A 26,285-nucleotide genomic window follows, 5' to 3' on the forward strand; every position below is an offset into this window, starting at 1 on the left:
GACCCGATCATGACCAGCATTAGCGAACGCCCCGTTGACGTGGCCGCCGCAAGACTGCACGACCTGGTGAAGCCCGACGAGGGTGCCGTCAGCAGAACAGTCTTCGTCGACGAGGCAACCTACCGCAAGGAATTGGACCGGGTATTCACCAAGACGTGGTTGTTCATCGGCCACGAGTCCCAGTTGAGTGAGCCGGGCGACTACCTGACGAACTTCATGGGCGAGGACCCTGTGATCGCCACTCGCGGTGCGGACGGAGTGATCCGGGTGATGCTCAACTCCTGCGCCCACCGGGGCATGGCCGTGTGTAGCACCGACGCCGGGTCCTCGAAGTTCTTCCGCTGCCCCTACCACGGCTGGACCTACAGCAACAACGGCGATCTGATCGGTGCACCGCGCGCAGATACCGTCTACCATGGCGAGCTGGACAAGCCGCGCCTAGGTCTGAAGGCCGTTCCGCGGGTGGAGAACTACAAGGGCTTCATCTTCGCCAATTGGGACGAGGACGCCATCCCGCTGGTAGACTACCTCGGCGCTGACCAGCTCTGGTATCTGGACCTGGCCTTCGAGGCGCCGCTCGGCGGGCTCGAGGTGATCGGCCCCACGATGAAGTTCCGGATCAAGGCCAACTGGAAGCTGGCGGCGGAGAACTTCGCCGGCGACGACTACCACGTGCTCTACACACATGGGTCGGCCTTCCAGATCGGCTTCCTCCCCGATTACGACACGCTCGGCGACTACATCGCATACTTCGACCACGGCCACGGGATGGGCGACATCAGCAAGCCCGGCCGGGCCTATCAGAACGACGTCGGGATGGCTCAGCTCCTCGGGCCGGAGGCGATCGAGTACGTCAACGCCGTGCACGAGCGGCTCAAGGCCCGGGTCTCCCCGCTGCAGGCGGAGATGCACGGGCTCGGTCAGGGCAATATCTTCCCGAACCTGTCATGGATCAAGTTCGGCGTCTTCCACGTCTTCGGGCTCTTCCAATGGCACCCGAGGGGACCGGGTGAGATCGAGGTCTGGCAGACGGCGCTCTTCGACCGCGACGCGCCGCAGTCGGTCAAGGACTTCGCCCGCACCCAGATGTCCCAGGAGAACGCCGCGGCCGGGATCTTTGGCCAGGACGATGGCGAGAACTTCGAGCAAATCACCGAGTCCGCCCGAGGGGTGGTCTCCCAGACCCGGGATTTCAACTACGCGATGGGCCTGGGGCACGAGGGCGAGATCCACGAGGAGGGATACCCCGGCCATTTGGGGCCCCACTATTCGGAGCAGAACCACCGCAACTTCTATCGCTACTGGCTCGAACTCATGACCACCCCGGGAGAGCAGAAATGACCAATTCCCTCACCGATCTGCGCCGCGACGTCGAGGACTTCCTCTACAGCGAGGCCAAGATGCTCGACGAGCAACGCTACGACGAGTGGCTCGACCTGTTCACTGAGGATGTCCATTACTGGATGCCGATCACGGAGACCCGTGAGGTGCGGCAGCACCGGGACCACGTCCCCGGCGAGTGGTCGCTCATGGAGGAGGACGCCCGTTTCCTCGCCAAGCGGATGGAGCGCTTGGCCGGTGGCCTTGCCCACGCGGAGCAGCCGCGGTCGCGGACGCGCCGGTTCATCAGCAACGTCCTGGTCACCCCCGGGCCGGACGGCGACCTGGTAGCGGAGTGCAACTTCATCATCTTCCAGTCCCGGCGAGCCAACTCCGAGCAGTTCTTCGTCGGCTCCCGTCGCGACCGGATCGTGACCTCCGGTGAGAGCTGGAAGATCGCCGAACGGACCGTGCTCCTCGACCACCGGGTGTTGCCCCGTGCCATCTCCATCTTCTTCTGAGGCCCAGGCGGCTGACCTCGACGGCAGTCGGGACGTCGGGGCTGATGGCGCACCAGAGCCGAGTTCTTGGCTGCGCATCGGCTCTGCCGACGGCGAGCTCGTAGTCCGCAACGAGTTCGCCCGGGTGCGGGTACGCGCCGACCGAGACGGCAACGACCTTCGCCTGGCCATCCGTAGCCTGCGCACCGGCCGCGAGGTCTTCCTTGACGCGCTGCAGCTGGAGAGCCTCACCTGGCTCGACGAGAGGGCCTACACGACATTGCTCTCCGAGCCGTTCGGACCGGAGTGACCGACCATCCCGCACCGGCCGCACGGCCGAACAGAGAGGAGCTTCAACGTGACGAGCACTGAAGGGGGAATGGCCCAGCCCCAGGGGAACTCGTTCTGGGTGGACCTGCTGGGAACCGAGGTCCGGTACCGCCAGGCGAGCTCTTACCGCACCCGCAGCATCGAGGCAGGCGCCGGTGAGCCGGTAGTCCTGCTGCACGGCGTGAGCGGGCACGCCGAGACCTGGGTGCGCAACGTCGCCGTCCTCGGCCGGGACTTCCGCGTGCATGCCATTGACATGCTGGGTCATGGCTTCACCGACAAGCCGCAGATCGAGTACTCGATCCGCGCGCTCGCCGAGCACGTGCTCGGCTTCCTCGACGAGATCGGCGCCTCGCGAGCCCACCTGGTCGGGCAGTCTCTCGGTGGCTGGGTCGCGGCGTTTCTCGCCGTCCACCACCCCGAGCGGGTCGCCTCGCTCGTCAGCGTCACCGGGGCGGGGCTGCAGGTGGACGCCGACGGTGCCACGCTGACCGAGAACGTCGGCCGGCAGGTCGCGGAGGCTACCACCAAGGCTCTGGACACCCCGACCCGGGAGAAGGTCCGGACTCGGCTGGAATGGCTGGTCCATGACCCGTCCGTGGTCACCGACGAACTGGTGGAGACCCGGTACCGGATCTACGCCAGCCCGGACTTCGCCGCCACCGCCGGTGACATGGTCGCCGCATTCACCTCCCGGCCCCGGCCGGAGGAACTGCTGACCGCCGAGCGGCTCGCGACGATCAACTGCCCGACGCTCGTGCTGTGGACCCGGCAGAACCCGACCATGCCGTGGACGGTGGGGGAGGCGGCCAGCCGGATCATTCCCGATGCAACGTTCCGTCTGATGGAGGACGCCGGTCACTGGCCGCAGTTCGAGAAGCCGGCGGAATTCCACGCTGTCGTCGGCGGTTTCGTGCGTTCGGTCACCGCGGGGCGCCGAGGTGGGCGCACCGACGGCGACGGCGACGGCGGCCCCACGGATCCGGCCACCAACCGGCAACGGGCGGCCCGCTGATGGGCAGGCTGGTAGGTGCGTACGCGACGTCCCACACGGCGATGATGATCCGAAAGCTCCAACCGGACAACGACGTGCACGCCGCAGTCCATCAGGCCTTCGCTCAGGTGCGTGCGGAAATTGACCGGCTGTCCCCTGACGTGCTCGTCGTCGTCAGCAGCGAGCACCTAGCATCCTTCAGCTACGACAGCTTTCCGCAGATATGCGTCGGAATCGGAGAGATAGCCACCGGTTGGGGCGATGGAGGAGTGGCCAGCGCCGAGGTCCCACTTGCTGGCGCCTTCGCTGCCCAGCTGCTCTCCGAAGGGGTGGCCGCCGGATTCGACCTCGCGTTCTCCGCCAACCCGAAGATCGACCATGCGTTCATGGCACCATTGACCCTGATCCGACCAGAGATGGACATCCCGGTGGTCCCGGTGTTCCAGAACGCCAACACCGAGCCTCTGCCACCCCTGTGGCGCAGCGCCCAACTGGGGGAACTGCTGCGCGACGTCATTACGCGGCGGCCCGCAGCCGAAACAGTGGTCGTGCTCGGGACCGGCGGGCTCTCCCACTGGGTCGGCACGCCGGAGATGGGCCAGATCAACTCCGCCTTCGACGAGCGATTCCTGCAGCACGTGCGCGCAGGGGACCTCGGCGCGATCCTCGCCATGAAGACCGCCGACGTCCTCGCTGAGGCCGGCAATGGTGCCCCGGAGATCTGCAACTGGGTCACCGCGATGGCCGCCGCGTCCCGTCAGGAGGGCTGGGGAGTGTCGGAGCCTGAGCGGACGGCCCGTGGGCCGAGAGGGGTCGTCCTGGCATACGAGTCCGTCCCGGACTGGGCGACCGGGATCGCGCTGGCTCGGTTGGCCCCCGAGGAGGAACCGTGAACTTACCCCTGGACCAGGTCATCCGCCGGGTCGTCCGGGATCCGGAGTTTCGTTCTATTGCGGAAGAGTCGGGCCAGCTCGCGGCCGACCTCGCAGGCGTACGGCTGGCCGATCTTGCGGCCGTCCTGGAGGGCGACCTGGTCACCCTCCAGCAAAGGGGCGCCCACCCACTGCTGATCATGCAGCTGGCCGGCGCGCTCAGGATCGATCCGATGCGGCGCTTCGCCGCCGAACAGACTGCCCATGACTTAACCACGGAGGGACGATGAACATGATGAACATTACGGTGGACCTCGAGCGGTGTGAGGGCTTCGCCTCGTGCGTTGTGACCGCGCCCGAGCTCTTCGACCTCGATGACGAGCGAAGCGTCGCCGTCGTTCTGGAGCCTGTTGACGGTGGCCCCCGCACCCGCGCCTTAGCGCTCGAGGCCGCCGCGAGCTGCCCGATGCGGGCCATCACCGTCTCCGACCCCCTGGTGGACGAACCATCGCTGCCGCGGCGCGGCCGGTGACCGACGGAGTTTCGCCGGACGCGGTGGCAACCGCGGTCGAGAACGAACCCCGTCGGGCGGCGGTGGCCGGTACGCCCTGTGCCCCGGTTCGTGAACGTGCTACCACCGACGTTAGCGGCCGGCTGCGCCGTTCAGCAGGTTCTCTCCGCTCGCGCTCTCGGTTGGAGGGGTGGCAGCCGCAATGGCCGATCGCTGAGCGGGTCAACGACCACGTTGTCAGACCGGGCGACTCGCGATCCGGGGCTCGATGCCAGCATCCCGGGCTGCCACGCGTACAGCATTTGGTCGCCGCGGCGGGCATATCGTTGACGCCCAAGAGGATACCGGCCTGCCTTCCTGCCGCACCTCGGGCACTGGCCCAGTCGGCTAGATGTACTGACCACGGAGGTTGTGTCTCCGGTCGGCATGGCGAGATGAAATGAGGAAGACCTCCGTGTGAGGTGTGAAAGCGACCAAGCAACCACACCCACAACGGAGGTCTTCGTGTCCCACGCTAACGCGACCTTGACGCCCACGGGAAGACTGCGCCTGGCCCGGTGTGTCGTCGAAGACGGCTGGCCCCCGGCCCGAGCTGCGGAACGGTTCGGTGTCTCGGTCACCACGGCCCGACGCTGGGCCAGCCGGTATCGCGAGCAGGGCAAGGCCGGCATGGTTGACCGCTCCAGCCGGCCGCACACCTGCCCCCACCGCACCCCGCGTCGTCGGGAGCGCCGGGTGATCGGCCTGCGCGTATCGCGCCGGTGGGGGCCAGCCCGAATCGCTTACCACCTGGGAATGCACCCCTCGACGGTGCACAAGATCCTGTCCCGCTTCGGGTGCGTGCGCCTGGCGTTCACCGACCCGGCCACCGGCGCCCCGGTGCGCGCCACCAAGCGACGCCCGCAGCGCTATGAGCACGCCGCACCGGGCGATCTGGTGCACGTGGACATCAAGAAGCTCGGACGCATCCCCGACGGCGGCGGGCACAAGTTCCTCGGCCGCGCCAAAGGATGGTCCCGGGCCGTTCGGCGAAGGTCCTCACCGAGTGGCTCAACGCCCGCGACCAGGCATTTCGAGACCGAGTCAAGGTGGTCACGATGGACGGGTTCGCCGGCTACCACTCCGCCGCAGCCAAGGCCGTGCCCGCAGCACGCACGGTGATGGACCCGTTCCACGTCGTGCATCTTGCCGCCGACAAGCTCACCGTGTGCCGCCAACGCATCCAGCAGGCCACCACCGGGCACCGGGGCCGCACCGGCGATCCGCTGTACGGCATCCGCAGGACGCTCAACACCCGGGCAGGGCTGCTGACCGACAAACAGAAAGTGCGCTTGTTCAAGGCGTTCACCGCCAACGATGCGCACGCGGCGGTGGAGGTCACCTACGGCGTCTACCAGCGACTCATCGCCGCCTACGAGGCCTCGGGCAAGCGGGAGGGCAAGATCGCGATGTACAAGCTCCTGCGCTCGATCCGGACCGGGGTGCCCACCGAGCTGCCCGAGCTCGCCCAGCTCGGCCGGTCGCTATGGAAGCGGCACCGCGAGATCCTCGCCTACTTCGACGTGGGTGCCTCCAACGGCCCCGTCGAGGCCATCAACGGCAGGCTCGAACACCTCCGCGGAATCGCCCTGGGCTTCCGCAACCTCAAGCACTACATCTTGCGGTCACTGATCCACTCCGGACAGCTTCAGGATCGGATCAATGCACTCTGAATCCGGAAGGGCCCTTTCTATTGACAGTCGATGCGGAGGCGCGTAGCTTTCAGGCACACGCAGAAGAGATTTCTACTGGCCAGAACTACCACGTCGGTAGGGGTCGAACTGCGATGAATTGTTCAATCGTTATCGTGCACAGAAAGGCGTTATCCGTGCCAAGCTCTTCAATCACCCAGAAGTTCCATACCGTCGATGTGAAAGGGGTTCAGACGCGTTATTTCGACGACGGCCAGGACAAGGATCCGATCCTCCTCATCCATGGGGGGCATTTCGGGTTCTTCATACCGGCCGGAATCGAATCCTGGGGCAACGTTCTAGAGGATTTCGGCGAGTACGGCCGTGTCCTCGCGGTCGACAAACTCGGTCAGGGCGAGACTGGTCTCCCGCTGAATGACGAAGACTGGACTGTCGACGCGGTCGCCGAACACGTTGCGAACTTTGCAACTCAGTTGGGGCTCAAGAACCTGACCCTGGTGGGTCACTCGCGCGGCGGCATGACGGCGGTCCTTCTCGCGTTGAAGTACCCTGAGATGGTAAAGAAGCTGGTCATCATCAGCAGTGCGACTGCGGCACCGGCGCCGCCCGTCGGAACCGACATGGACTTCTACGAGCGAGTCGAAAGGACTGCCCCCGGAGGTTCGGCCGAGTTGATCCGTCACTATCATGCTGCCCAGGCGGTTAATGAGGGAGATCTGCCCGAGGACTACATCGGGATCGCCACAAAGTGGCTCGAGAGCGAAAAGCAGCTCGACGCTGTCGCCGGATATGCACGCAATGCGGAGGAGCACTGGTTGCCTAGCCTCAGCGAGGGCAGGCGCTGGGTTCAGGAACGGCTTGCCGACGCAGGAATCCCGGTGCCGACGCTGGTTGTGTGGGGAGTCAATGATCGATCGGCGCCGGTGTCGATGGGTAAGGGGCTCTTCGATCTGATCGCTGCCAACACCCTGGATAGCTCGCTCTATCTCATCAACAACGCTGGTCATCACGTGTTCAGTGACCAGCGCGAAAAGTTCAACGCCGCGGTTGGTGCGTTCATCTCGCTTTAGCAGAACCCTTCGTCGGTCTTTCGTGCTCGAAAGACCAGATGTCTGATACAAACAACTTCGAAGAGGAAGCTGGAATCTAATGCACAACTCGCTTTACGACTATTCACCGATTACTGAGCGTCCACGATTCGAGTGGCCGGGCGGGAAGAAGGTCGCCTTCTACGCGGGCGTCGCGGTGGAACACTATCCGGTCGACAAGCCGTCGACATCAATTTTTGCCGGAACAGCTGGGCTGACCCCGGACCCCCTCAACTATGGGTGGCGAGACTATGGAATGCGGGTGGGGATCTAGCGGATGATCGAATCGCTCGATCGTCACGGAATGCGGGCGACCGCCTTTGTGAACTCTGACGCATGTTCGCTTTATCCCCAGGTCATCGCGGCCGGAAACGAGCGCAACTGGTCGTGGGTGGCTCATGGTCGCGACAATTCGACCTTCCAGAACGGGATGGAGAAGAGCGTAGAGAGAAAATATCTTGAAGAGGTCGTGGACGAAATCGAGCGGCACACGGGGACTCGTCCGACTGGTTGGATCGGTCCCGCGCTTACCGAGACATTTGAGACACCTCAGATTCTCGCCGAACTGGGGCTGGAATATGTGCTGGACTGGTGCGCCGACGACCAGCCGTTCTATCTCAATGGCGAGAAGCCGATGCTCAGTGTTCCGTACTCGACCGTTTTGAATGATGTGATGCTGTTCGGCGGAAACGGTCTCAGCGGTGAGGGCTTTGTCCAGCTGATTAAGGACCAGTATGAGCAGCTGTCTAAGGAAGCGGATGACCATGTGCGAGTAATGGGCATTGGCCTTCACCCGTTCATCATCAACCAGCCGTTCCGTCAGAAGTACCTTGACCTGGCCCTGGATTTCATCGCCGAACAGGACGATGTTTGGATTACTACGTCGGATGATATCGCGGCTCACTTCAAGAATAATGTTGCGGATCGTCCTGCGGCCTAGTGTCGCGTTTCTGAAGTTGGTTTAGGGTTGGCTTTCGCGAGGATCTGTTCGGGAGTTTTGGTCCAGACGAATGGGTGTTTGCGGTCGTTCCAGCCCGTGATGAACTGGCGAATCTTGGCATTGAGGTCCTTGACGGATGTAAAGACACCGCGGCGGATGGCCTGCCGGTCGATGATGCCGAACCAGACTTCCACGAGGTTGAGCCAGGACCCGGACGTCGGGGTGAAGTGCACGTGGAACCGCGGATGCTGTGCCAGCCACACCTTCACCGCCGGGGTTTTGTGGGTGGCGTAGTTGTCCATCACCAGGTGCAGGTCCACCTCCGGGTAGGCGCGGTCGAGCTGACGCAGGAACGCCAGGAACTCCTGATGGCGATGCTTCGGCTTGACCGCGCCGGTGACGTGCCCGGTCGCAATGTCCAACGCGGCGAACAGAGTCGTCGTGCCGTGCCGCTTGTAATCGTGGGTGTGCCTTTCGATGCTGCCGGTGCGCATCGGCAGCATCGGCGCGGTCCTATCCAGCGCCTGGATCTGACTCTTCTCGTCAACACACAACACGATCGCGTTGTCCGGTGGCGCCAAGTACAACCCCACCACGTCGGTGACCTTCGCGACCAGTTCGGGATCGGTGGAGAACTTGAACGTTCCGGCCCGCCAAGGCTGCACGCCGAACTTGCGCCACGCCCTGGCCACGGTGGCGTTACCGATCTTCAGATGATCCGCCAGCAGGCGTGAGGACCAGTGCGTCACCCCGTACTTCTTCGGCGGAGGAACAAAGCAGAGAAGAGAAGAGACAACAATGTCTATCAGCAATGCCGTTGAAGAATACGAACGTCTTCGAGCAGATTTCCGAGCCAAAGGTTTGGGCGGCCGGACCGGCTTCGGGCAGCGGCCAGCGCTGCTGGTCATCGACCTGATCCGGGGGTTCACCGACACCAGATCCCCCCTGGCCGGCGAACTCGACTCTCAGTTGCAGGCCACCCAACAACTGCTTGCAGACGCACGCGATGCCGACGTGCCCGTGATCTTCTCGACGGTCGCCTACGATGCGGACCTTCAGGAGGCCGGCAAGTGGATCCGCAAGATCCCTTCCAACAGCTGGCTGATGGAGGGAAACGAGTGGGTGGAGCTGGATGAGCGACTGGGTCGTCGCGAGAACGAGATGCTGCTGGTCAAAAAGTACGCGTCCTGTTTCTTCGGTACCGATCTGGCAGCTCGTCTGATCTCCCGGGGCGTGGACACGGTGATCCTCCTCGGATGCACGACCAGCGGATGCATCCGCGCCACCGCTGTGGACGCGTGCTCCTACGGATTCCACACAGTCGTTGTGGAAGAGGGCGTGGGAGACAGAGCAGAGCTGCCACACCTGGCAAGCCTCTTCGACATCGACAACAAGTACGGTGACGTCGTGAGCCTGGAGGACGCCAGCGCCTACCTCCAGCATGTCCACCAGTAGAGACGCCGAATACGGACACCGGTGACGAAAGCTCATCGGCCAGCGCATCAGCGGATCCTTGAGGACGTCGATGCGAAAGAGTTACCACCACGGGAAAGCACATGGACTCCGTCAACTATGACAGGGCCTTGAGCGCGCTGGCCATCATCTTGTTCAGCTTCGCGCTGGGCACTTTGTCCGTTGTCGTCCCTCTTTTGGGTGTGCATGCGGGCTACACCCCCAGTGAGATCGGGCTGCTGGTCGCCGTGGCTGCCATCGCACAGCTGATCACCCGCCTGTACATGGGCGCGTTGATGCGTCGGATTCCGGACAGGTCCTTCCTCGTGGGATCCGGGCTGATGATCGCGATCTCGTGCGCACTGCTCGCGATTTCTCCCGCGGTCGTGTTTTTTGTCGCGTCCCAGTTGGTCCAGGGAATAGCCCGGGCGTTCTTCTGGACCAGCAGCCAGACCCACGCCGTTCGTACATCCGCCGCACCGGTCAGTGGCCTCCGGGACGTCAATCTGGCGGCGGGGATCGGTGCGCTTCTCGGCCCCACGGTGGCCGGATACCTCTGGGAGGCCTCGGTGCAACTGCCACTCATGATGGGGATCGTCGCAGGTTCCGTCGCCGTCGTCCCCGCGGCCTTGTTGATCAGGTTTCCCCCGTTCGCGGCCAGGCCTTCTTCACCCACTGGCAGGGATGTCCGTCTGTGGCGACGACCCGGTGTCAACGCTGCCTGCTGGATGAACACGGGCGCAGGGGTTTGGAAAAGCCTTCTGGACTCCTACGTCCCTTTGGCCCTGTCCCTGGCAGGCCAACCGGCTGCAGTCATCGGTATCCTGCTCTCCATCGCCAACGCCACCGTTCTCGTCGGTAGTACCGCCAGCGGGTGGGTCCGGCGCCGGGGCGTCAGGGCGTCTCTGGTCATCGGGATGATAGCTACAGGGCTGGGACTGGCCGCAGTGGGACCGTTCGCCGGTCTGACCGCCCCGGTGGCCATTGCCCTGGCCATCTCCGGCATCGGTGCCGGGGTCCTGCAGACCGTCGGTCCGGCCATCGCAGCGGAGAAGGTGCACCCAGAAGAACGCGGAGACGCCCTCGCATTGACGGGCACTTTCCGCGCCACGGCGCTCTTCCTCTCACCGCTGGGCATGGCCGGGCTGGTCACCCTCGTTCCGGTGACCGCGGCCCTGCTGGCCGCGGGCCTGCTCATCATCACCCCAGCTGCAACCACCTGGAGATCCAACAAAGATGTCGACTGACCGACACAGACCCCGAGGCTCGCGCTATTTGCCTCCGGTGACAAGAAAGCAAGACGTTTCGACGAGAGGCTGTCCATGACGACGAAAACCCATCCGAGCGATGACCCCGCAACGGTCCCGAGGCTCCGACTGCGGCACGGGCATAGCATTCCGCATCTGGGCCTGGGCACCTGGCCACTGGTGGGGGAAGAGTGCGAGACGGCCGTCCGCTACGCCATTCAAAGCGGCTACCGGCTCGTCGACACCGCGTTCCAGTACCGCAATGAAGACGCGGTGGGACGCGGTGTCCGCACTGCCGGCGTTGCGCGTGAAGAGCTGTTCGTCTCCAGCAAGTTCAACAAGGAGTCCCACAGCGTCGACGGTGTGCAGAGGGCCTACGACCGCAGTCTCCAAGCCTTGGGCCTGGACTACCTGGACATGTTCATGTGCCACTGGCCCGTGCCGGCCTTGGACCAGTACACCGAGGCATGGAGAGGCCTCGTCAAGCTCTTGGACGAAGGCCGTGTCAAAGCGATCGGTGTCTCCAATTTCAAGCCGGACCATTTGGAGAAGGTCATTGCCGCGACCGGCGTGGTTCCTGACGTGAACCAGATCCAGCTCAGCCCCGATCTCGCACGGCTACCCCCGCGGGCAGTGCACCAGGACCTGGGCATCATTACCGAGGCCTGGAGCCCTATTGGTCGCGAATCGGGACTGCGTGACCACCCCATCGTGGTGCAGATCGCGCAACGGACAGCAAAGAGTCCGGCGCAGGTTCTGCTCCGCTGGCACGTCCAGCAAGGAATCGTCCCGATCCCGCAGGCCGCCAAACCCGCATGGCTGGTCGAGAACATCTCGGTGTTCGATTTCTCCCTGACTGCCGAGGAAATGGCCGCCCTGGCGAGGCTGGACCGCGGAGAGAACGCCGCCCGCGACTCCGACTCCCCCGAAAACGGCCACTGACCCTTGCCGCACCCACCCGTACCTGGCACGAAGAGTGGGAGGGGTTGACGTAGATCACAAAATGCGGAAACCTCTTCACGACAGAGTGGACCTCTGCTCTACAGACTGACTGATCGATGATCGAGAAGGAGCTCTCCCATGGCAGACCATCACGGCGTCCTCGAGGACGTACGGCGGGGCATGATCCCTGCACATATCTACAACGACAAAGAGCTCTTCGAACTCGAGAAGGAACGTCTCTTCAGCCGCAGCTGGCTGTTCGTCGCCCACGAGTCGGAGGTCCCCGAGGCTGGTGACTACGTGGTCCGCAGGGTCCTCGAGGACTCGTTCATTATCTCTCGGGACGAACAGGGCCAGGTCCGGGCCCTGTTCAACATGTGCCTCCACCGGGGCATGCAGGTGTGCCGGGCGGAGATGGGCAATGCCTCCCACTTCCGTTGCCCGTACCACGGTTGGTCTTACCGCAATGACGGGCGCCTCGTTGGCCTGCCGTTTCACAAGGAGGCATACGGCGGGGAGGAAGGCTTCAAGAAGAAGGGCCAGACCTTGTTGCCTGCTCCCTCGCTGGCCACGTACAACGGTCTGATCTTCATCAGCATGGACCCGGATGCCGAGCCCCTGGAGGAGTTCCTGGGGGACTTCAAGTTCTACCTGGACTACTACACGAAGCAGAGCGCGGACGGCATCGAGCTGCGTGGCCCTCAGCGTTGGCGGGTCAAGGCGAACTGGAAGATCGGGGCCGAGAACTTCGCCGGGGACATGTACCACACGCCCCAGACCCACACCTCGGTGGTGGAGATCGGCCTCTTCCGCGAGCCCAAGGCGGAGAAGCGCAAGGACGGCACCACGTACTGGGCTGGCAACGGTGGCGGCACCACTTACAAGCTGCCCGAAGGTGGCCTGGAGGAGCGCCTGCGCTACGTGGGCTACCCGGACGAGATGATCGCCCGGATGAAGGAGCAGTGGACCCAGGAGCAGCTCGACGTGGTCGGCAAGGACGGGTTCATGATCTCGGCGGCCTCACTGTTCCCGAACATGAGCTTCGTCCATAACTGGCCGCGGGTCGAAGAGGGCTCCGACGAGGTGCTCCCCTTCATCTCTATCCGCGTGTGGCAGCCGATCAGCGAGAACGAGACGGAAGTCCTCTCGTGGTTCGCCGTCGACAAGAACGCGCCGGAGGAGTACAAAGCGCTTTCCTACAAGGCGTATCTCATGTGCTTCGGCAGTGGCGGCATGTTCGAGCAGGACGACGTCGAGAACTGGGTGTCCCTCACCAATACTGCCGCCGGCTCCATGGCACGGCGTCTGCTGCTCAACAGCCGGATGGGCATGCTCGAGAACGGCGAGAACGTCGTCGAGGCCCTGTCCCCCGAGGAATACTCGGGACCCGGCGCCACCCGTGTCGGCTACAGCGAGTACAACCAGCGGGAGTTGTTGCGCCGGTGGGCCGATCACCTCGAACGTCCGGTAGAAGCCGCAGCGCAGGTGCACGTGGGCTCGGACCCGGTGCAAGCGCCACCGGCCGCCGGATCGGGGCCCGCCCGCCCGGCCTGCGGCAGCGCAGAGACCGCGCCCGCAGCAACCCTTCACGAGGAGGTCTGATCATGAGTGTTGGAACGGCACACGAGAACGAGAACTTGACGCTGTCCGAACAATCGGCGCTGGGAGCCCACGCCCCGCGTACTCAGCGGACGGGGCAGACCCTGCCTTTCAACGATGAACTTCACCTGGAGGCGCATCGTTGGCTGGTCGATGAGGCGTACCTGTTGGACGCCCAGGACTACGACGAGTGGCTCTCCCGGATCGCCGATGACGTGCACTATCTCATGCCCGTCCGCGTCACCACTGCCCTGGGCGCCGGATACTCCACCTCACCGGGGATGGCGCACTGGGACGAGAACAAGTACTCGCTCAGTCGCCGCGTGGCACGCTTCGCCACCGAGCACGCGTGGACCGAAGACCCCCCATCACGGCTGCGCCACTACATCACCAACGTGCGCACCTTCCGCACCCCCGACCCGCAAGAGATCATCGTGGACTCGGCGGTTCTTCTCTTCCGCAGCCGTGGTGACGTCGGGGAGTCCTCCACTGTCTCGGCAGGACGCGAGGATCTCCTCCGCCGTACCTCATCCGGGTCCGGGTGGGAGCTGGCCCGTCGCACCATCATGGTCGACGAGTCGGTCATCCGCATGCAGAACCTGGCGATCTTCCTGTGAAACTGGAATGGGAAGGCGAGGAGGAAGACCGCCTCGCGGCGATCCAGGCCACCGAGGAACGCCGCCGGCTCGAAGAGCACGTCACCGGCAAGCCGATCGTGATCGCTAACGAGTTCTCGGAGGTCCAGGTCACCCGCATCGAGACCCGCAACGGTTCGCGGCTGATGATTCAATCTCCTCGTTCGGGCCAGTGGGTAACGCTCTGTCCGCTGGAACTGGAGTCCCTGACCTGGCAGGCCCCGGCCACGTTCTCGGCCATGATCGGACACCCTTTCGGGCCGCTCGTGGCCGAAGACGAATAAACACCCCAACCGCCAGAGCACCACCGTCTCAAGCTAAGGAGTTCGACCATGCCCGTTGTAAAAGCCGATCTGCAGGCCTGTCAGGGATACGCGAACTGCGTCGTCGGAGCCTCTGACTACTTCGACCTGGACGACGACGGGATCGTCGTGCTGCTCCAGACCGAAGTCCCCGAAGCCGACCGCGCCCGCGTCACCGAAGCCGCGCGCAGCTGCCCGGTCTCCGCACTGGTGGTAGAGGACGCATGAGCCCGGGCACCGTCGTCGTCGTCGGGTCCTCCATTGCCGGGGTGCGCACCGCGCAGTCCCTCCGGCTGGAAGGCTATAAGGGGGAGATCATCCTCGTGGGAGAAGAGACCGAACTTCCCTACGATAAGCCGCCATTGTCGAAATCCGTTCTTGCGGGATCCGCCGACGAGGACTCTATCCGGCTGCTGACACAGGAGCAGGCCGATGCCGAGGACATCCAACTCTTGCTGGGGCACCGCGCTGTCGATCTGGACGTCGCCGAGAACCTGCTGAAGCTTGAAGGGCATGACCCCCTTCGCTACGACAACCTCGTCATTGCCACCGGAGCATCACCCCGGCCCTCTCCCTGGGGCCAGTCTCCAGGGATTCACGTGCTGCGCACCCTTGAGGACGCCCGCGAACTACGTGGGGACCTTCTCCGGGGTGGGGCGCTGGCCGTTATCGGGGCAGGGTTCATCGGCGCCGAAGCGGCAGCCACCGCCCGCGGCCTGGGATTGGAGGTCACCGTCATCGACCCGGTGCCCGTGCCCATGAGCCGCCTCTTTAACCCTGAGATCGGCCAGTGGTTCGCAGACCTTCACCAGGACAACGGGGTCGACACCATGTTCGGCACCGGAGTGGAAGCTATCGAAGGCGAGGAGGGCAACTTCTCCCTCCACCTGACCAACGGTGAGAGCGTTCAGGCGGCCACCGTGCTGATCGGTATTGGCGTCATCCCCAATGACTCCTGGCTTAGCGCATCCGGCCTGCTGGTGGACAACGGGGTCGTGCTCAACGAGTACTGTCAAGCCCTCGACGCTGCGAACGTGTACGCCGTCGGCGACGTAGCCCGCTGGCGCCACCAGAAGCACGGCGAGGACGTCAGGACCGAGCACTGGACTAACGCGGTGGAACAGGCCGCCTGCGTGGCCTACAACATCATCCATCCGGAACAGCCGCGCGCCTACACGCCCATTGAATACGTGTGGAGCGACCAGCACGACTGGAAGATCCAGGTCGTGGGACGCGTCGGAGGCAATGTCGACCACGTCCTCATCGGACACCCGCAGGTCCACGGCAAGTTCGCCGCCCTCTACACCATCGACGGCACCACCGTCCGGGGCGCAGCCATCGTGAACTGGCCCAAAGCCCTCATTGCCTGCCGTCTGGGCATGGCCAGGGGCATCACGGTGCAGGATCTGCGCGCCAAGCTCGAACCCCAGTTGGAGCCACCGCCGAGGAGGGCGTCATGACACCCGGAAACTTGCTGCCCCAGACCGAGAGCGTCAGCCGGGAACGTATCGCCCTCGCCTGCCGGGTCTTGGCCCATCGGGGCCTTGCAGATGGAATCTTGGGTCACATCAGCCTGAAAATTACCGACAGCACATTGCTGGTGCGCTGTCGCGGCCCGTACGAACGCGGACTGGCGTATACGCAAGCCGAAGACATCCGCATGGTGGACCTCGACGGCAATCCCGCCGCCGACGGCGAGCTCGCGGGCGGATACACGGTCCCCAACGAACTGCCGCTGCACACCGAGCTCTTCCGGCGCCGCCCAGACATCCGGGCTGTCGTTCACGCCCATCCCCCGCGAGTGGTTGCCGCCGACCTGGCAGGGCTTGCAGTACGCCCCATCGTAGGGGCGTACGACATTCCCGGAGCCCGCCTCGCCGCCAACGGGGTGCCCGTCTATCCCCGCGGAGTACTCATCCGCGACCGTCGGCTCGCCACCGAAATGGCCGATGCTATGGGAACAAGGCCCGTTGTTGTGCTGCGGGGCCACGGCCTCACCAGCGCGGCCGAAACCGTCGAGCAAGCAGTTCTCCAGGCCATCAGCGTGGACGGCCTGTCCGGGTTGGCACTGCAAGTGACTTCGGCTGGTGGGCACCTCGTCGATCTGCCCGACGCCGATATGGCCGAACTGCCCGACCTCGGAGGAGCATTCAACACAGAGACTGCTTGGAGACATGAACTCGCACGACTTGGTGAGCCTCGTTGATGGCCTGCGCCCTAGCCGGACAGAGACTGAACCCCCGGTCAGTAACATGAAGCTCATGTCCGCATCACGGGCGGAGGACGACTCCAGATACGGCCCTCCTCCGCAGTACCCCATCGAATCCGTCGACAACGCACTCCGATTGTTGCTGCTCTTCGAGACTCGGCCGAGCATCCGGCTCACCGATGCCAGCAAGTACCTCGGAGTGGCGTCATCTACGGCCCATCGCCTCATGGGGATGCTCCTCTACCGAGGTTTCGTACGGCAGAACCCTCAGACCAAAGCGTACGAACCCGGACAAGCACTCAGCTCCATCGCCTTCGCCATACGGCGCCACGTCGACATCGGAACGCTAATTCGTCCAGCAATGGAAAGGGTATTCGAGGCAACCGGAGAGACGGTGCACTTTGCCGAGCTCAAAGGCTCGAACGCACACTTTCTGGAGGCCATCGAAAGCCAACGTGCCGTCCGCGTTGCCTCACGTCAAGGTGCGATGCTTCCTGCCAACTGCACTGCAACGGGCAAAGCAATGCTGAGCCTACTCACCACGGAACAACTGCATGCCCTGTACCCGTATGAGGAGCTCCCGGGTCTCACCAAGGGATCTATCATTTCCCGTTCCGATCTGGAGCGTGCCCTCGAAACGATTCGGCAAACCGGGTACTCAACGAGCCAGGAAGAAAGCGAAGACGGCGTCATGTCAGTCGCTGTTCCCATCACCAGCCCGAGCGGAGGATACTACGGGATCAATGTATCCGTGCCCGCTCACCGCATGACTGAACAACTCCGCACAGAACTCGGAGCTATGCTCCAGACAGCCGCCAAAGAAATCCAGAACTTGCTCGTTTAAGGATCTCGACGGCCGGTGACGGTGGTGCTGTGGACAGGACCACCTCAGGCCAGCGGCGATTCCAGAGAGTCGATTCTCCGCAGTCGGAGCCCGAAGAAGAAGGAAATGACCACGGCGACGGTTGCCATAGTGACGAGCATCGCCCAGGTCAGTGTCGAGTTACCGAGGCTAACCCGGGTGATTCATGGGAATCTGCGGATCGCTGGGCGAAAATAGACCGAAGTGCTTCCTGAACAGGGGAAACTGGGACTTGTCTAAGGTTCCATGTTCTCCAGCAGAAAGCACTCGGTAGGTGAAGCGTACTTCGTGGTCGGCCGGTCTGTCCGTTACTGCAGATGGTGTCGGGGTGGTCTCGCATGCCGGGGCTATCGTGCCTCGACTTCTGGCTGATCAGGTCGGTCTGACCGCCGAGCTGTCAGGGGCCATGGCTCGCCGCCGGTTCATCCCGATCCACGATCGCGGCCGGGTGTTGATCGATACCGCGGTGATGCTCGCCGATGGCGGCGAGTCCATCTCCGACATCGGCGTCCTGCGCCACCAGTCCGGCGCCCTGGGCCCAGTGGCGTCGGCGCCGACGGTGTGGCGCACGCTCGATGAGGTCACTGCCGGCAAGCGCAAGAAGATCCAGGTGGCGCGGGCTCGCACGCGGCGGCACGTGTGGTCCCACCTGCCCGGCGGAGTGCCCGCATCGGCGTGTGCGGGGCGGGATCTGGGATCGACGGTCGTGCTCGATGTGGACGCCACCATTGTGGTCACTCACAGCGAGAAGGAGCTTGCTGCGCCGACGTATAAGCGCACGTTCGGGTACCACCCGATCGGCGTGTGGTGCGACAACACAGAAGAGTTCCTCGCCGCGAGCTTGCGCCCAGGCAACGCCGGGTCCAACACCGCCGCCGACCACATCGACGTCCTGGGCCAGGCAATCGCGCAGATCCCCGCCAGTCATCGGCGTGATCTGCTGATCCGCTCCGACGGTGCCGGCGCCTCCCACGACCTGATCGACTGGATCACCGAGCAGAACCGCGTCCGTGGTCGACAGGTGGAGTACTCGGTCGGCTTCTCCATCACTGCCCCGATTCGCCGGGCCATCGCGACCTGCCCCGAAGCCGCGTGGGGACCAGCGCTCAACCCCAACGGGGACATTCGTGACGGGGCCGACATCGCGGAGCTGACCGGATTCCTCTCCCAACGGATGCTCGCCAAGTGGCCAGACGGGATGCGGGTGATCGTGCGCCGCGAGCGGCCCCATCCGGGTGCTCAGTTGTCGATGTTCGAGGAGATCGATGGATGGCGCTACCAGGCTTTTGTCACCAACACCACCGCCACGGGTCAGCTGCAATTCCTCGAGGCCAGGCATCGGGCTCACGCCCGGGTCGAGGACCGGATACGCCACGCCAAGGACACCGGGCTCGGGCGGCTACCTTCGCGGGGGTTCGCGCTCAACCAGGCCTGGCTCGTCGCGGTGATGATCGCAGCGGACCTCGTTGCCTGGACGCGGATGCTCGCTTGCACCGGCGAGGCCGCAGTCCTGGCGTTGTGCGAGCCCAAGGCACTGCGCTACCGCTTCCTTCACGTGGCAGCCCGGCTGGTCCGCAGCGGCCGACGGCGAAAAGTGAAGATCCCGGAAACATGGCCCTGGGCCGTCGCGATCGTCGCTGTGTTCAACACGATCGCCGCGATCCCCAAACCAGCCTGACCTCACATGCCCGCCCACGACATCACCACCCGGGGACCCGCCCACCGGCAGCGCCAGCCGGCACACACGCACGCCCACCCACGAAATCGATCCCGCCGTCACCCGACAGCAGCAGTCACACCGGCCCGTGAATCAGCGGGGCTAAGGGCCACCCCGGTGAGCACGGGGCCGATGGTATTGCCGATGTACGTGCCGGTCTGGACAATGCCGGTGGCCGCTGCGGTGGCCCCAGGCGCCATGTGCGAGATGAGGAAGTGCACCAGACCTGGCCACCCCCACCCCAGGCCCACCGCTAGCAGGACACCTACCACGTAGCTCCAGGTGGTGGGGATCGCCATGAGTGAAAGCCCGACGGCGCAGACGATGAGTGCTGTCTGGATCAGAGAAAGTGCTGACACGCCGCCTCGATCGACGACTCCGCCAATGACGATACGGGTCGCGGCTCCTAAGGCGCTGCCGACGGCCAGAATCACACCAGCCGGGCCGACTGCAATCCCCCGCTCCAGCGCGCCGATCACGGCAAAGGCCACGGCGGACGTAACGGCACCGCCCGCGAACATCGTCATCGCGGCCATCAGCACCAACGCCGAACGCATCTGGGTATCCCATTGCCCCGCCGGCCGGGTCGTACCCATAACGACCGGCATGGTCCGGGTCCGGGCCACGGGGACCAGTACGAGCATGCCCAGTACAGCCATCAGCAGGAAGGCCATGGACCATCCCAGAGTCAACGCAACCAACGGGATCGAAACGCCGGCGACCAACCCCGTCACAGGGACCGCGGCCTGTTTCACCCCGAAGGCCAGCCCGCACGAGGCGGCTGGGATGTGCGTGACGAGCAAGTGGTTGGAGGAAGGGTGCCCGAGACCGTTCCCGAGTCCCCCCAGGGATGCCCATACAATTAGCCACGGCCACGCAGAGATCCAGGACGCGCTGCCGGTCAGGCTCACGACCGCCAGAAGCAAGGCGGCGATGCCCATGCCTTTCTCGCTGAGCACACGACCAATCACACCGGTGCACGCGGAGGTGAGGGCGGCCGCAGCCCAGTAGACCCCTACCGCCAGGCCGATCCCGTAGGCCGGGACGCGGATTGTTGCGGTGATCTCCGTGGCCAGCGCCCCAAGGAGAAACACCGGCATGTTTGTTAAGACAGTCACCAGTACGGCCACAGCCAAAGCGGCGAATCCACGGCCCGGATGTCTCACGCGCTGTGACCTGCCACCGGGGCATCCGATGCCGCATCCATCTCCGGCACGCTGCGCTTACGCACCCGTGGGCAGGGCGGTAAAAAGTTCATGGCTGGCATTCCTGCCCTTCCAGGTCAAGGCTGTGGTGCGAGCAATACCGCTTCTGAAGTGCCCCGGGTTTGATGGGCACATTGGTGTGCCCCGGGTTTGATGGGCACATTGGTGTGCCCCGGATTCCGTGGGGTTCGATTTTTTGAATTCTCATGCCTCAAGTACGACTTCGCCGGACATCGGTCTAGATGGGTCAGCGTCGGCCCCTGTGTCCCTCTAGCCCGCGTCAGATCTCCTTCCCATCACCCGCCTGACGCCAGTTCCCGGCCGATACCGAACGCCGCGGCCTGGAGGACTCCGGCGAGGCGGGTCCTGTCCCTCGTCAAGCGGGGAACCACAAGACCCAGGGATGCGACGACCGCGGTGTCTCGAAGCACGGGGACGGCCACCGAGCACGCCCCGAGGGACATCTCCTCGACCGTTGTCGCATACCCATGGCGCCGCACCCGAGCCAGCTGCTGTCGCAGGAGCCCGGGCTGGGTCACCGTGAACGGCGTCATCCGGGTCAACGAGCCGAGCGTCTCGGCGAGCACGTCGTCGGGCGCGTGCGCGAGCAGCACCTTCCCAACCGCCGTGCAGTGCAGCGGCAGTCGGGAGCCGACGGTGCTGACGATCGGGACGGACGCCGTGCCGGACAGCCGGTCGAGGTACAACACCTCGGCGCCCTCGCGCACCGCGAGGTGCACGGTGGCCAGCGTCGCGCCGTACACGTCGTGGAGGAACGGCTCAGCGATCTGGCGCAGGCCGGTCTGGGTCGGCGCCAGTAGTGCGAGCTCCCAGATCCGGCGACCCACCACGTACTCGCCGGTCGGCCGCCGCACCAAGCCGCCCCAGGTGGCCAGTTCGGCCACCAATCGGTGAGTGGTCGGCAGCGGTAGACCCGCCCGACGCGCAATCTGGCTCAGCGTCATCGCCCGGTGCTCATCGTCAAAGGCGCCGAGAACGGTCAGCAGGCGCGAGGCGACACTGGCTCCCGGGTCGGAGGTGTTGCCGGCCATCGTCGCCCTCTTTCACTCAGTGAACGATATAGCTCGAAGCGTACGCCCCGGCCACCTACCGTCGGGCTGGTGAGCACTCCTGACCTATCGACCCAAGCCGAGATCAGCGCCGAGATCGCCGACCTGTCCGCCGGCACCGACCCGTCCGCTATCAGGCCCCGCCTCGACTACTCCCCGTACCGCAGCAGCCTCCTGCGGCATCCGACCAAGGATCTGCACCAGGTCGATCCGGAAGGCGTCGAGTTGTGGTCTCCGTGCTTCAGCCACCGGGACGTCGATCCACTCGAGGCCGATCTGACGATTCAGCGCTCGGGCGAGCCGATCGGCGAGCGCATCACGATCTCCGGCCGGGTCGTGGACGGCGACGGACGCCCGGTCGCGGGCCAGCTGGTCGAGATCTGGCAGGCCAACGCCGGAGGACGCTACATCCACCAGCGTGATCAGCACCCTGCGCCGCTCGACCCGAACTTCACCGGCGCCGGGCGGTGCCTGACCGGTGCGGACGGTAGCTACTCATTCCAGACGATCAAACCGGGTCCGTACCCGTGGCGGAACCACCGCAATGCGTGGCGTCCCGCCCACGTGCACTTCTCCCTGTTTGGCACCGAGTTCACGCAGCGCATCGTCACGCAGATGTACTTCCCGGGCGATCCCCTGTTCGCGCTGGACCCGATCTACCAGTCGATCACCGACCAGGGCTCCCGTGACCGCCTCGTCGCCCGCTACGACCATGACCTGACGCGACCCGAGTGGTCGACCGGCTACCGGTGGGACATCGTGCTCACCGGAGCCCACCGCACCTGGACCGAGAACAACGACGACAAGGACCACGCATGAGCCCCCGCCTGCACCCCACGCCCGGCCAGACGGTGGGCCCGTTCTTCCACTACGCACTCCCCTATGACGGCGACTCCGAACTGGTGCCTGCGAGCAGCCCGGGTGCGATCCGGTTCCACGGCCGCGTGCTCGACGGTTCTGGTGCGCCGGTCCCCGACGCGCTGGTCGAGCTCTGGCAGGCGGACGCGTCCGGCGCGATCGTCCAGCAGCCGGGCTCGTTGCGCCGCGACGGTTGGACGTTCACGGGCTGGGGCCGGTCGTCGACCGACAACGCCGGCCACTACTCGTTCTCGACGATCGCGCCGGGTGGGGTCGACGGGGGCGCACCGTTCTTCGCGCTCACGGTGTTCGCGCGTGGCCTGCTCGATCGGCTCTTCACACGCGCATATCTGCCGGGACACGAGGCCGCCCTCGCTGCGGACCCCCTTCTCAGCAGCCTCGAGCCGGACCGTCGCGCGACGCTGGTCGCGGAGGCCGATGCGCAGGGACATGCGTTCGACATCCGTCTGCAGGGCCAGGGCGAGACCGTCTTCCTGACGTTCCCGGGCCACGGGGCGGCACACTGAACGCCATGACCGACCTGTTCTGGCCCGGCGACGAGCGCGCCGGCGACCTGATGAGTGCTGAGGCGTTGCTCGCCGCCATGGTCAGGGTGGAGTCCGCGTGGCTGGACGCTCTCGTGGCCTCCGGGCTCGCGCCGTCCGCCGCCGCCACCGACCTCGCCCCGCTCGTCACCGTCGACGACCTGCCGCACATCGCGGCGGCAGCCGAGGGCAGCGGCAACCCCGTCGTCCCGCTCGTCGGCCTGCTCCGCTCGCGGGCGCCGCAGCCCGCCGCCACCTGGCTGCACCGCGGGCTCACCAGCCAGGACGTCCTCGATACCGCCCTCATGCTCGCGCTGCGCGATGCGCTCGATCGCCTGATCGACGAGCTGCGCGCCCAGGTGACCGCGCTCTCACGCCTCGCCGCGCAGCACGCCGACACGCCGATGGTCGGTCGCACCCTGACCCAGCACGCCGTCCCCACGACGTTCGGCGCCGTCGCCGCAGGCTGGCTCGACGGCCTGGTCGACGCCGCCGATCTGGTCCAGGACGCCCGCTCCCTCCTGCCGGTGCAGCTCGGCGGGGCGGTCGGCACTCTGTCGGCGGCCACCGAGCTGGCGAACCTGCGGGGGCACGAGGATCCCCAGGGGACCAGCGCCGACCTGGTCGCCAGCACCGCCGCGGCCCTGGGGCTACGGGAACTCCGCCCGTGGCACACCTCGCGGGCGACGGTCACCCGGACGTCCGACGCGCTGGTCTCGTGCACGGACGCCTGGGGACACGTCGCGACCGATGTCGCGACGCTGGCGCGGACCGAGATCGGCGAGCTGGCCGAGCCGACGGCCGAGGGCCGCGGTGGCTCGTCGACGATGCCGCACAAGAACAACCCGATTCTTTCCGTACTGGTGCGCCGCGCAGCCCTGGGAGCCCCCGCTCTGGCCGCGACGATGCACCTCGCCTCCGCCACCGCGGGCGACCAGCGCCCGGACGGCGCGTGGCACGTCGAGTGGTCGACCCTGCACATGCTCGGTCGACGCAGCGTCGTCGCCGCGTCCCAGACCACCGAGCTGCTGCAAGGTCTGCACGTGGACGCCGAGCGCATGCGCGCGACGCTCGACCGGTCGACCGACAGCGTGCTGGCCGAGCGCCGCACGATCGCCGGGCTGCTGGACAAGACCGCCGATTCCGACCCGACCACCTACCGCGGGTTCTCCGAGGACCTCATCGTGGGCGCCGTGGAGCGGGCCCAGACCTTCTTGGAGGAGAACGAGTGACCGTCCCTCGCATCACAGCCGTCCAGCTCGGCGGTTCACCCGCCATGCCCCTGCTCGTCCTCGGGCCCTCGTTGGGCACGTCGGCTCAGTCACTGTGGGCGCGCTGCGCCGCCGGCCTCACCGATCGCTTCGAGGTCCTCGCGTGGGACCTGCCCGGGCACGGATCCAATGTCGGTTCGGCCGAGCCGTTCACGATGGCCGAGCTGGCCGCCGGTGTCCTCGAGATGGTCGACGACGTGGTGGCCCAGCGCGACACGTTCGCCAGCACTTTCACCTACGCGGGCGACTCGGTGGGAGGCGCCGTCGGGCTGCAGCTGCTGCTGGACGCACCCGCGCGCATCGACTCCGCTGTCCTGCTGTCGACGGGCGCACGGATCGGCGAGCCGGATGCCTGGCGGACACGGGCCACGTCCGTGCGCGCGTCGGGCACCCCGTCGATGATCGAAGGGTCGGCCCAGCGTTGGTTCGCACCCGGATTCCTGGAGCGGGAGCCGGAGATCGGCGCAGCCCTGCTGCACGACCTGCGGGACGCCGACGACGAGGGCTATGCGCTGGTGTGCGAGGCGCTGGCGGGCTTCGACGTCCGTGACCGCCTCGGCGAGATCGAACCGCGAGTGCTGGCGGTGTCGGGTCTGCTCGACGTCCCCACTCCGCCGGCCGATCTCGCGGCTATCGCCTCCGGAGTCCGGAACGGGCGGCTCGTCGTCCTCGACGGCGTCGCGCACCTGCCCCCGGCCGAGCAACCGTCCGAGGTCGGCCAACTCATCCGCGATCACGCGAACGCGGGGCAGGCGGTTGCCGCTCCCACGACCGTCGCCGGGGTGCGCGACGCCGGCATGGCGGTGCGCCGGGCGGTCCTGGGCGACGCCCATGTCGACCGCGCGACCGCGGCGATCACCGATCTGACCGCCGACTTCCAGGATTTCATCACCCAGTACGCCTGGGGGTCGGTGTGGACGCGTCCGGGTCTTGACCGGCGCAGCCGCTCACTCATCACGCTGACCGCCCTGGTGGCCCGCGGCCATCACGAGGAGCTGGCCATGCACGTGCGGGCCGCGCGTACCAATGGGCTGACCAACGACGAGATCAAAGAGTTGCTGCTCCAGACGGCGATCTACTGCGGCGTGCCCGATGCCAACGCGGCCTACCGCATCGCCCAGCGCGTGCTCGACGAGCTGGACCACCCCGCTTACTAGGAGACTGCTGCACAATCCTCGTGGCAGGAGCCCGGTGTGGTGGCTGGCGTGAAATCCTGTGGCTATGCAGGGTTGTGATTGTGACTTTCGCGGGTAAGTGGCGGTGGCGGTGGTCTACGGACGTTTCGCGGCGGTCTCACTGGCGAGTGGTGGTCACCCGGGCGCGCACTAGGTCGCGCCGAACGAGACGGTGGAGCTCATTCCAACCGGAACTCACTGACGCGTGCTCGAACCCTCGTCGTCCATGCCGTAGCGGGGATCTCCGAACGCGGCATCTCGACGCAAGGGCTACGACTTCGGTGTCATGTAAGGGTGTCGCACCAGCTTCGTCGCGCAGTGGGCGGGCTAACGCGACGTGTCGGCGGCGCCTACTTCCTTACTCGCTGGAGTGCGCGGTAGAGCGTGGATCGACCCACCCCGAGATCCCGGGCGATAGCTGACGGCCCCTCCCCCGCCTCGATACGGGCAAGGGCCTTGTCGATCTGCTCCTCAGTCAGGACGCGTTTGCGTCCCTTGTACTTGCCCTTCGCCTTGGCGATGGCGATACCCTCGGCCTGGCGTTCGCGAATGATGGCCCGCTCGAACTCTGCGAACGCCCCGAGCAGCGAGAGCATCAGGTCGGCTCGAGGATCCTGGGCACCGGCAGCGTAGGTGGCCCGCTCGTGGACGAACCGCACACTCGCACCCTTCGCGGTGACCTCGCCGACGATCTGCTTGAGATCAACCAGGGAACGAGCGAGTCGGTCCATCGACGCGACAACCAGCTCATCACCGTCCCGCAGATACCTGATGCACTCTTCGAGCTTTACGCGATCAGCGCGCGAGCGTGCCGACTGTTTCTCGATATAGACCCGGTCGCACTCCCCCACCGCCTGTCCATGGCCATGAGAAAGTCCCCACTGGTGGCCAGGTCGAGGTCCCCGCTGGTGGCCAGATAAAAGTCCCCACCCTGTGTTCGTCGTGTCGAC

General features: G+C 65.5%; 27 protein-coding genes and 3 pseudogenes. 26 read left to right on the forward strand and 4 right to left on the reverse strand.

Annotation, left to right across the window (positions count from 1 at the left end; all coding sequences use genetic code 11):
- The first annotated feature begins 9 nt into the window (after nt 1-9).
- The 11 genes and pseudogenes from ACFUEJ_RS20860 (at nt 10) to ACFUEJ_RS20910 (ending at nt 8,246) form a co-directional block, all read left to right on the forward strand.
- On the forward strand, nt 10-1,341 hold the full coding sequence (locus tag ACFUEJ_RS20860; RefSeq protein ID WP_006897070.1) for an aromatic ring-hydroxylating dioxygenase subunit alpha: 1,332 nt from the start codon (nt 10-12) through the stop codon (nt 1,339-1,341).
- Complete coding sequence (locus ACFUEJ_RS20865) at nt 1,338-1,841, forward strand: aromatic-ring-hydroxylating dioxygenase subunit beta (RefSeq protein WP_006897069.1); 504 nt, start codon at nt 1,338-1,340, stop codon at nt 1,839-1,841. The genes ACFUEJ_RS20860 and ACFUEJ_RS20865 overlap by 4 nt, the downstream gene beginning before the upstream one ends.
- Nucleotides 1,819-2,130, forward strand: coding sequence for a hypothetical protein (locus ACFUEJ_RS20870; RefSeq protein WP_006897068.1), 312 nt, complete (start codon nt 1,819-1,821; stop codon nt 2,128-2,130). Before ACFUEJ_RS20865 ends, ACFUEJ_RS20870 begins: the two co-directional genes overlap by 23 nt.
- A 48-nt stretch (nt 2,131-2,178) precedes the next feature.
- Nucleotides 2,179-3,165, forward strand: a complete 987-nt coding sequence (locus ACFUEJ_RS20875; RefSeq protein WP_137809379.1) for an alpha/beta fold hydrolase — start codon at nt 2,179-2,181, stop codon at nt 3,163-3,165.
- Nucleotides 3,165-4,037: an extradiol dioxygenase gene (locus ACFUEJ_RS20880; protein ID WP_006897066.1), complete on the forward strand. Its 873-nt coding sequence runs from the start codon at nt 3,165-3,167 to the stop codon at nt 4,035-4,037. The genes ACFUEJ_RS20875 and ACFUEJ_RS20880 overlap by 1 nt, the downstream gene beginning before the upstream one ends.
- Nucleotides 4,034-4,306 carry a hypothetical protein gene (locus ACFUEJ_RS20885; RefSeq protein ID WP_006897065.1) on the forward strand — a complete coding sequence of 91 codons (273 nt, stop codon included), beginning with the start codon at nt 4,034-4,036 and terminating at the stop codon, nt 4,304-4,306. Before ACFUEJ_RS20880 ends, ACFUEJ_RS20885 begins: the two co-directional genes overlap by 4 nt.
- Nucleotides 4,303-4,548: a ferredoxin gene (locus ACFUEJ_RS20890; protein WP_006897064.1), complete on the forward strand. Its 246-nt coding sequence runs from the start codon at nt 4,303-4,305 to the stop codon at nt 4,546-4,548. Before ACFUEJ_RS20885 ends, ACFUEJ_RS20890 begins: the two co-directional genes overlap by 4 nt.
- Before the next feature lie 483 nt (nt 4,549-5,031).
- Nucleotides 5,032-5,538 (forward strand): annotated as a pseudogene (locus ACFUEJ_RS20895) (helix-turn-helix domain-containing protein); the annotation flags it as partial.
- Nucleotides 5,538-6,239 (forward strand): annotated as a pseudogene (locus ACFUEJ_RS20900) (ISL3 family transposase); the annotation flags it as partial. The pseudogenes ACFUEJ_RS20895 and ACFUEJ_RS20900, both read left to right, overlap by 1 nt.
- Before the next feature lie 155 nt (nt 6,240-6,394).
- Nucleotides 6,395-7,288, forward strand: a complete 894-nt coding sequence (locus tag ACFUEJ_RS20905; protein ID WP_286352952.1) for an alpha/beta fold hydrolase — start codon at nt 6,395-6,397, stop codon at nt 7,286-7,288.
- A 295-nt stretch (nt 7,289-7,583) separates the two neighbouring features.
- Complete coding sequence (locus ACFUEJ_RS20910; protein ID WP_307814793.1) at nt 7,584-8,246, forward strand: polysaccharide deacetylase family protein; 663 nt, start codon at nt 7,584-7,586, stop codon at nt 8,244-8,246.
- Here ACFUEJ_RS20910 and ACFUEJ_RS20915 read toward each other — a convergent pair.
- Nucleotides 8,243-9,016: pseudogene (locus ACFUEJ_RS20915) on the reverse strand (IS630 family transposase); the annotation flags it as partial. The gene ACFUEJ_RS20910 and the pseudogene ACFUEJ_RS20915 overlap by 4 nt on opposite strands.
- Before the next feature lie 28 nt (nt 9,017-9,044).
- Here ACFUEJ_RS20915 and ACFUEJ_RS20920 point away from each other — a divergent pair.
- The 11 genes from ACFUEJ_RS20920 to ACFUEJ_RS20970 all read left to right on the forward strand — a co-directional run bounded on the left by ACFUEJ_RS20920 (nt 9,045) and on the right by ACFUEJ_RS20970 (nt 19,172).
- A complete protein-coding gene (locus ACFUEJ_RS20920; RefSeq protein ID WP_055476446.1) occupies nt 9,045-9,701 on the forward strand; it encodes an N-carbamoylsarcosine amidohydrolase in 657 nt (218 codons plus the stop codon).
- Between the two features lie 101 nt (nt 9,702-9,802).
- Nucleotides 9,803-10,945 (forward strand): MFS transporter, encoded by a 1,143-nt coding sequence (locus ACFUEJ_RS20925; RefSeq protein WP_020171244.1) that lies wholly within the window; start codon nt 9,803-9,805, stop codon nt 10,943-10,945.
- Nucleotides 10,946-11,020: 75 nt separating this feature from the next.
- Nucleotides 11,021-11,887, forward strand: a complete 867-nt coding sequence (locus tag ACFUEJ_RS20930) for an aldo/keto reductase (protein ID WP_006897059.1) — start codon at nt 11,021-11,023, stop codon at nt 11,885-11,887.
- A gap of 138 nt (nt 11,888-12,025) precedes the next feature.
- Nucleotides 12,026-13,489: an aromatic-ring-hydroxylating dioxygenase subunit alpha gene (locus ACFUEJ_RS20935; protein ID WP_006897058.1), complete on the forward strand. Its 1,464-nt coding sequence runs from the start codon at nt 12,026-12,028 to the stop codon at nt 13,487-13,489.
- Between the two features lie 2 nt (nt 13,490-13,491).
- Nucleotides 13,492-14,103 carry a 3-phenylpropionate/cinnamic acid dioxygenase subunit beta gene (locus ACFUEJ_RS20940; protein WP_006897057.1) on the forward strand — a complete coding sequence of 204 codons (612 nt, stop codon included), beginning with the start codon at nt 13,492-13,494 and terminating at the stop codon, nt 14,101-14,103.
- Nucleotides 14,100-14,405, forward strand: coding sequence for a hypothetical protein (locus ACFUEJ_RS20945; protein WP_006897056.1), 306 nt, complete (start codon nt 14,100-14,102; stop codon nt 14,403-14,405). The genes ACFUEJ_RS20940 and ACFUEJ_RS20945 overlap by 4 nt, the downstream gene beginning before the upstream one ends.
- Nucleotides 14,406-14,453: 48 nt before the next feature.
- Nucleotides 14,454-14,651, forward strand: coding sequence for a ferredoxin (locus ACFUEJ_RS20950; protein ID WP_006897055.1), 198 nt, complete (start codon nt 14,454-14,456; stop codon nt 14,649-14,651).
- Nucleotides 14,648-15,883: an NAD(P)/FAD-dependent oxidoreductase gene (locus ACFUEJ_RS20955; protein ID WP_006897054.1), complete on the forward strand. Its 1,236-nt coding sequence runs from the start codon at nt 14,648-14,650 to the stop codon at nt 15,881-15,883. The genes ACFUEJ_RS20950 and ACFUEJ_RS20955 overlap by 4 nt, the downstream gene beginning before the upstream one ends.
- Nucleotides 15,880-16,629 (forward strand): class II aldolase/adducin family protein, encoded by a 750-nt coding sequence (locus ACFUEJ_RS20960; protein ID WP_006897053.1) that lies wholly within the window; start codon nt 15,880-15,882, stop codon nt 16,627-16,629. The genes ACFUEJ_RS20955 and ACFUEJ_RS20960 overlap by 4 nt, the downstream gene beginning before the upstream one ends.
- A gap of 46 nt (nt 16,630-16,675) precedes the next feature.
- Nucleotides 16,676-17,476 carry an IclR family transcriptional regulator gene (locus ACFUEJ_RS20965; protein ID WP_016895390.1) on the forward strand — a complete coding sequence of 267 codons (801 nt, stop codon included), beginning with the start codon at nt 16,676-16,678 and terminating at the stop codon, nt 17,474-17,476.
- 292 nt (nt 17,477-17,768) lie between these two features.
- Complete coding sequence (locus ACFUEJ_RS20970) at nt 17,769-19,172, forward strand: IS1380 family transposase (protein ID WP_006897051.1); 1,404 nt, start codon at nt 17,769-17,771, stop codon at nt 19,170-19,172.
- 98 nt (nt 19,173-19,270) lie between these two features.
- Here the strand turns inward: ACFUEJ_RS20970 and ACFUEJ_RS20975 are convergent, their stop codons facing one another.
- Both ACFUEJ_RS20975 and ACFUEJ_RS20980 read right to left on the reverse strand, forming a co-directional pair.
- Entirely contained in the window at nt 19,271-20,377 is a 1,107-nt protein-coding gene (locus ACFUEJ_RS20975; protein ID WP_327037320.1) for an MFS transporter, read from the reverse strand.
- 335 nt (nt 20,378-20,712) lie between these two features.
- Nucleotides 20,713-21,468 (reverse strand): IclR family transcriptional regulator, encoded by a 756-nt coding sequence (locus tag ACFUEJ_RS20980; RefSeq protein ID WP_016895386.1) that lies wholly within the window; start codon nt 21,466-21,468, stop codon nt 20,713-20,715.
- 69 nt (nt 21,469-21,537) lie between these two features.
- Between ACFUEJ_RS20980 and pcaH the strand changes: the two genes are divergently transcribed.
- The 4 genes from pcaH to pcaC are packed head-to-tail and all read left to right on the forward strand — an operon-like array spanning nt 21,538 to nt 25,317.
- Nucleotides 21,538-22,305 (forward strand): protocatechuate 3,4-dioxygenase subunit beta, encoded by a 768-nt coding sequence (gene pcaH / locus ACFUEJ_RS20985; protein WP_006898356.1) that lies wholly within the window; start codon nt 21,538-21,540, stop codon nt 22,303-22,305.
- On the forward strand, nt 22,302-22,871 hold the full coding sequence (pcaG, locus tag ACFUEJ_RS20990) for a protocatechuate 3,4-dioxygenase subunit alpha (RefSeq protein WP_006898355.1): 570 nt from the start codon (nt 22,302-22,304) through the stop codon (nt 22,869-22,871). The genes pcaH and pcaG overlap by 4 nt, the downstream gene beginning before the upstream one ends.
- Before the next feature lie 5 nt (nt 22,872-22,876).
- Entirely contained in the window at nt 22,877-24,121 is a 1,245-nt protein-coding gene (locus ACFUEJ_RS20995) for a lyase family protein (RefSeq protein WP_016895385.1), read from the forward strand.
- Nucleotides 24,118-25,317 carry a 4-carboxymuconolactone decarboxylase gene (gene pcaC / locus ACFUEJ_RS21000; protein ID WP_016895384.1) on the forward strand — a complete coding sequence of 400 codons (1,200 nt, stop codon included), beginning with the start codon at nt 24,118-24,120 and terminating at the stop codon, nt 25,315-25,317. Before ACFUEJ_RS20995 ends, pcaC begins: the two co-directional genes overlap by 4 nt.
- A gap of 368 nt (nt 25,318-25,685) precedes the next feature.
- Here the strand turns inward: pcaC and ACFUEJ_RS21005 are convergent.
- The coding region (locus ACFUEJ_RS21005; RefSeq protein WP_388031617.1) for a recombinase family protein at nt 25,686-26,285 on the reverse strand (600 nt) is incomplete at its 5' end.

The sequence above is a fragment of the Gordonia sp. NPDC057258 genome (assembly GCF_042668985.1).
Classification (GTDB): domain Bacteria; phylum Actinomycetota; class Actinomycetes; order Mycobacteriales; family Mycobacteriaceae; genus Gordonia; species Gordonia hongkongensis.

Bases quoted from the DNA above. Each gene is read 5' to 3' on its own strand.
- ACFUEJ_RS20950 (WP_006897055.1), top strand. From the start codon at position 14,454: ATGCCCGTTGTAAAAGCCGATCTGCAGGCCTGTCAGGGATACGCGAAC.
- ACFUEJ_RS20880 (WP_006897066.1), top strand. From the start codon at position 3,165: ATGGGCAGGCTGGTAGGTGCGTACGCGACGTCCCACACGGCGATGATG.
- ACFUEJ_RS20865 (WP_006897069.1), top strand. From the start codon at position 1,338: ATGACCAATTCCCTCACCGATCTGCGCCGCGACGTCGAGGACTTCCTC.
- ACFUEJ_RS20980 (WP_016895386.1), bottom strand. From the start codon at position 21,468: ATGGCCGGCAACACCTCCGACCCGGGAGCCAGTGTCGCCTCGCGCCTG.
- ACFUEJ_RS20910 (WP_307814793.1), top strand. From the start codon at position 7,584: ATGATCGAATCGCTCGATCGTCACGGAATGCGGGCGACCGCCTTTGTG.
- pcaG (WP_006898355.1), top strand. From the start codon at position 22,302: ATGAGCCCCCGCCTGCACCCCACGCCCGGCCAGACGGTGGGCCCGTTC.
- ACFUEJ_RS20940 (WP_006897057.1), top strand. From the start codon at position 13,492: ATGAGTGTTGGAACGGCACACGAGAACGAGAACTTGACGCTGTCCGAA.
- ACFUEJ_RS20920 (WP_055476446.1), top strand. From the start codon at position 9,045: ATGTCTATCAGCAATGCCGTTGAAGAATACGAACGTCTTCGAGCAGAT.
- ACFUEJ_RS20930 (WP_006897059.1), top strand. From the start codon at position 11,021: ATGACGACGAAAACCCATCCGAGCGATGACCCCGCAACGGTCCCGAGG.
- ACFUEJ_RS20860 (WP_006897070.1), top strand. From the start codon at position 10: ATGACCAGCATTAGCGAACGCCCCGTTGACGTGGCCGCCGCAAGACTG.
- ACFUEJ_RS20965 (WP_016895390.1), top strand. From the start codon at position 16,676: ATGAAGCTCATGTCCGCATCACGGGCGGAGGACGACTCCAGATACGGC.
- ACFUEJ_RS20890 (WP_006897064.1), top strand. From the start codon at position 4,303: ATGAACATGATGAACATTACGGTGGACCTCGAGCGGTGTGAGGGCTTC.
- ACFUEJ_RS20995 (WP_016895385.1), top strand. From the start codon at position 22,877: ATGACCGACCTGTTCTGGCCCGGCGACGAGCGCGCCGGCGACCTGATG.
- ACFUEJ_RS20925 (WP_020171244.1), top strand. From the start codon at position 9,803: ATGGACTCCGTCAACTATGACAGGGCCTTGAGCGCGCTGGCCATCATC.
- ACFUEJ_RS20960 (WP_006897053.1), top strand. From the start codon at position 15,880: ATGACACCCGGAAACTTGCTGCCCCAGACCGAGAGCGTCAGCCGGGAA.
- ACFUEJ_RS20955 (WP_006897054.1), top strand. From the start codon at position 14,648: ATGAGCCCGGGCACCGTCGTCGTCGTCGGGTCCTCCATTGCCGGGGTG.
- ACFUEJ_RS20935 (WP_006897058.1), top strand. From the start codon at position 12,026: ATGGCAGACCATCACGGCGTCCTCGAGGACGTACGGCGGGGCATGATC.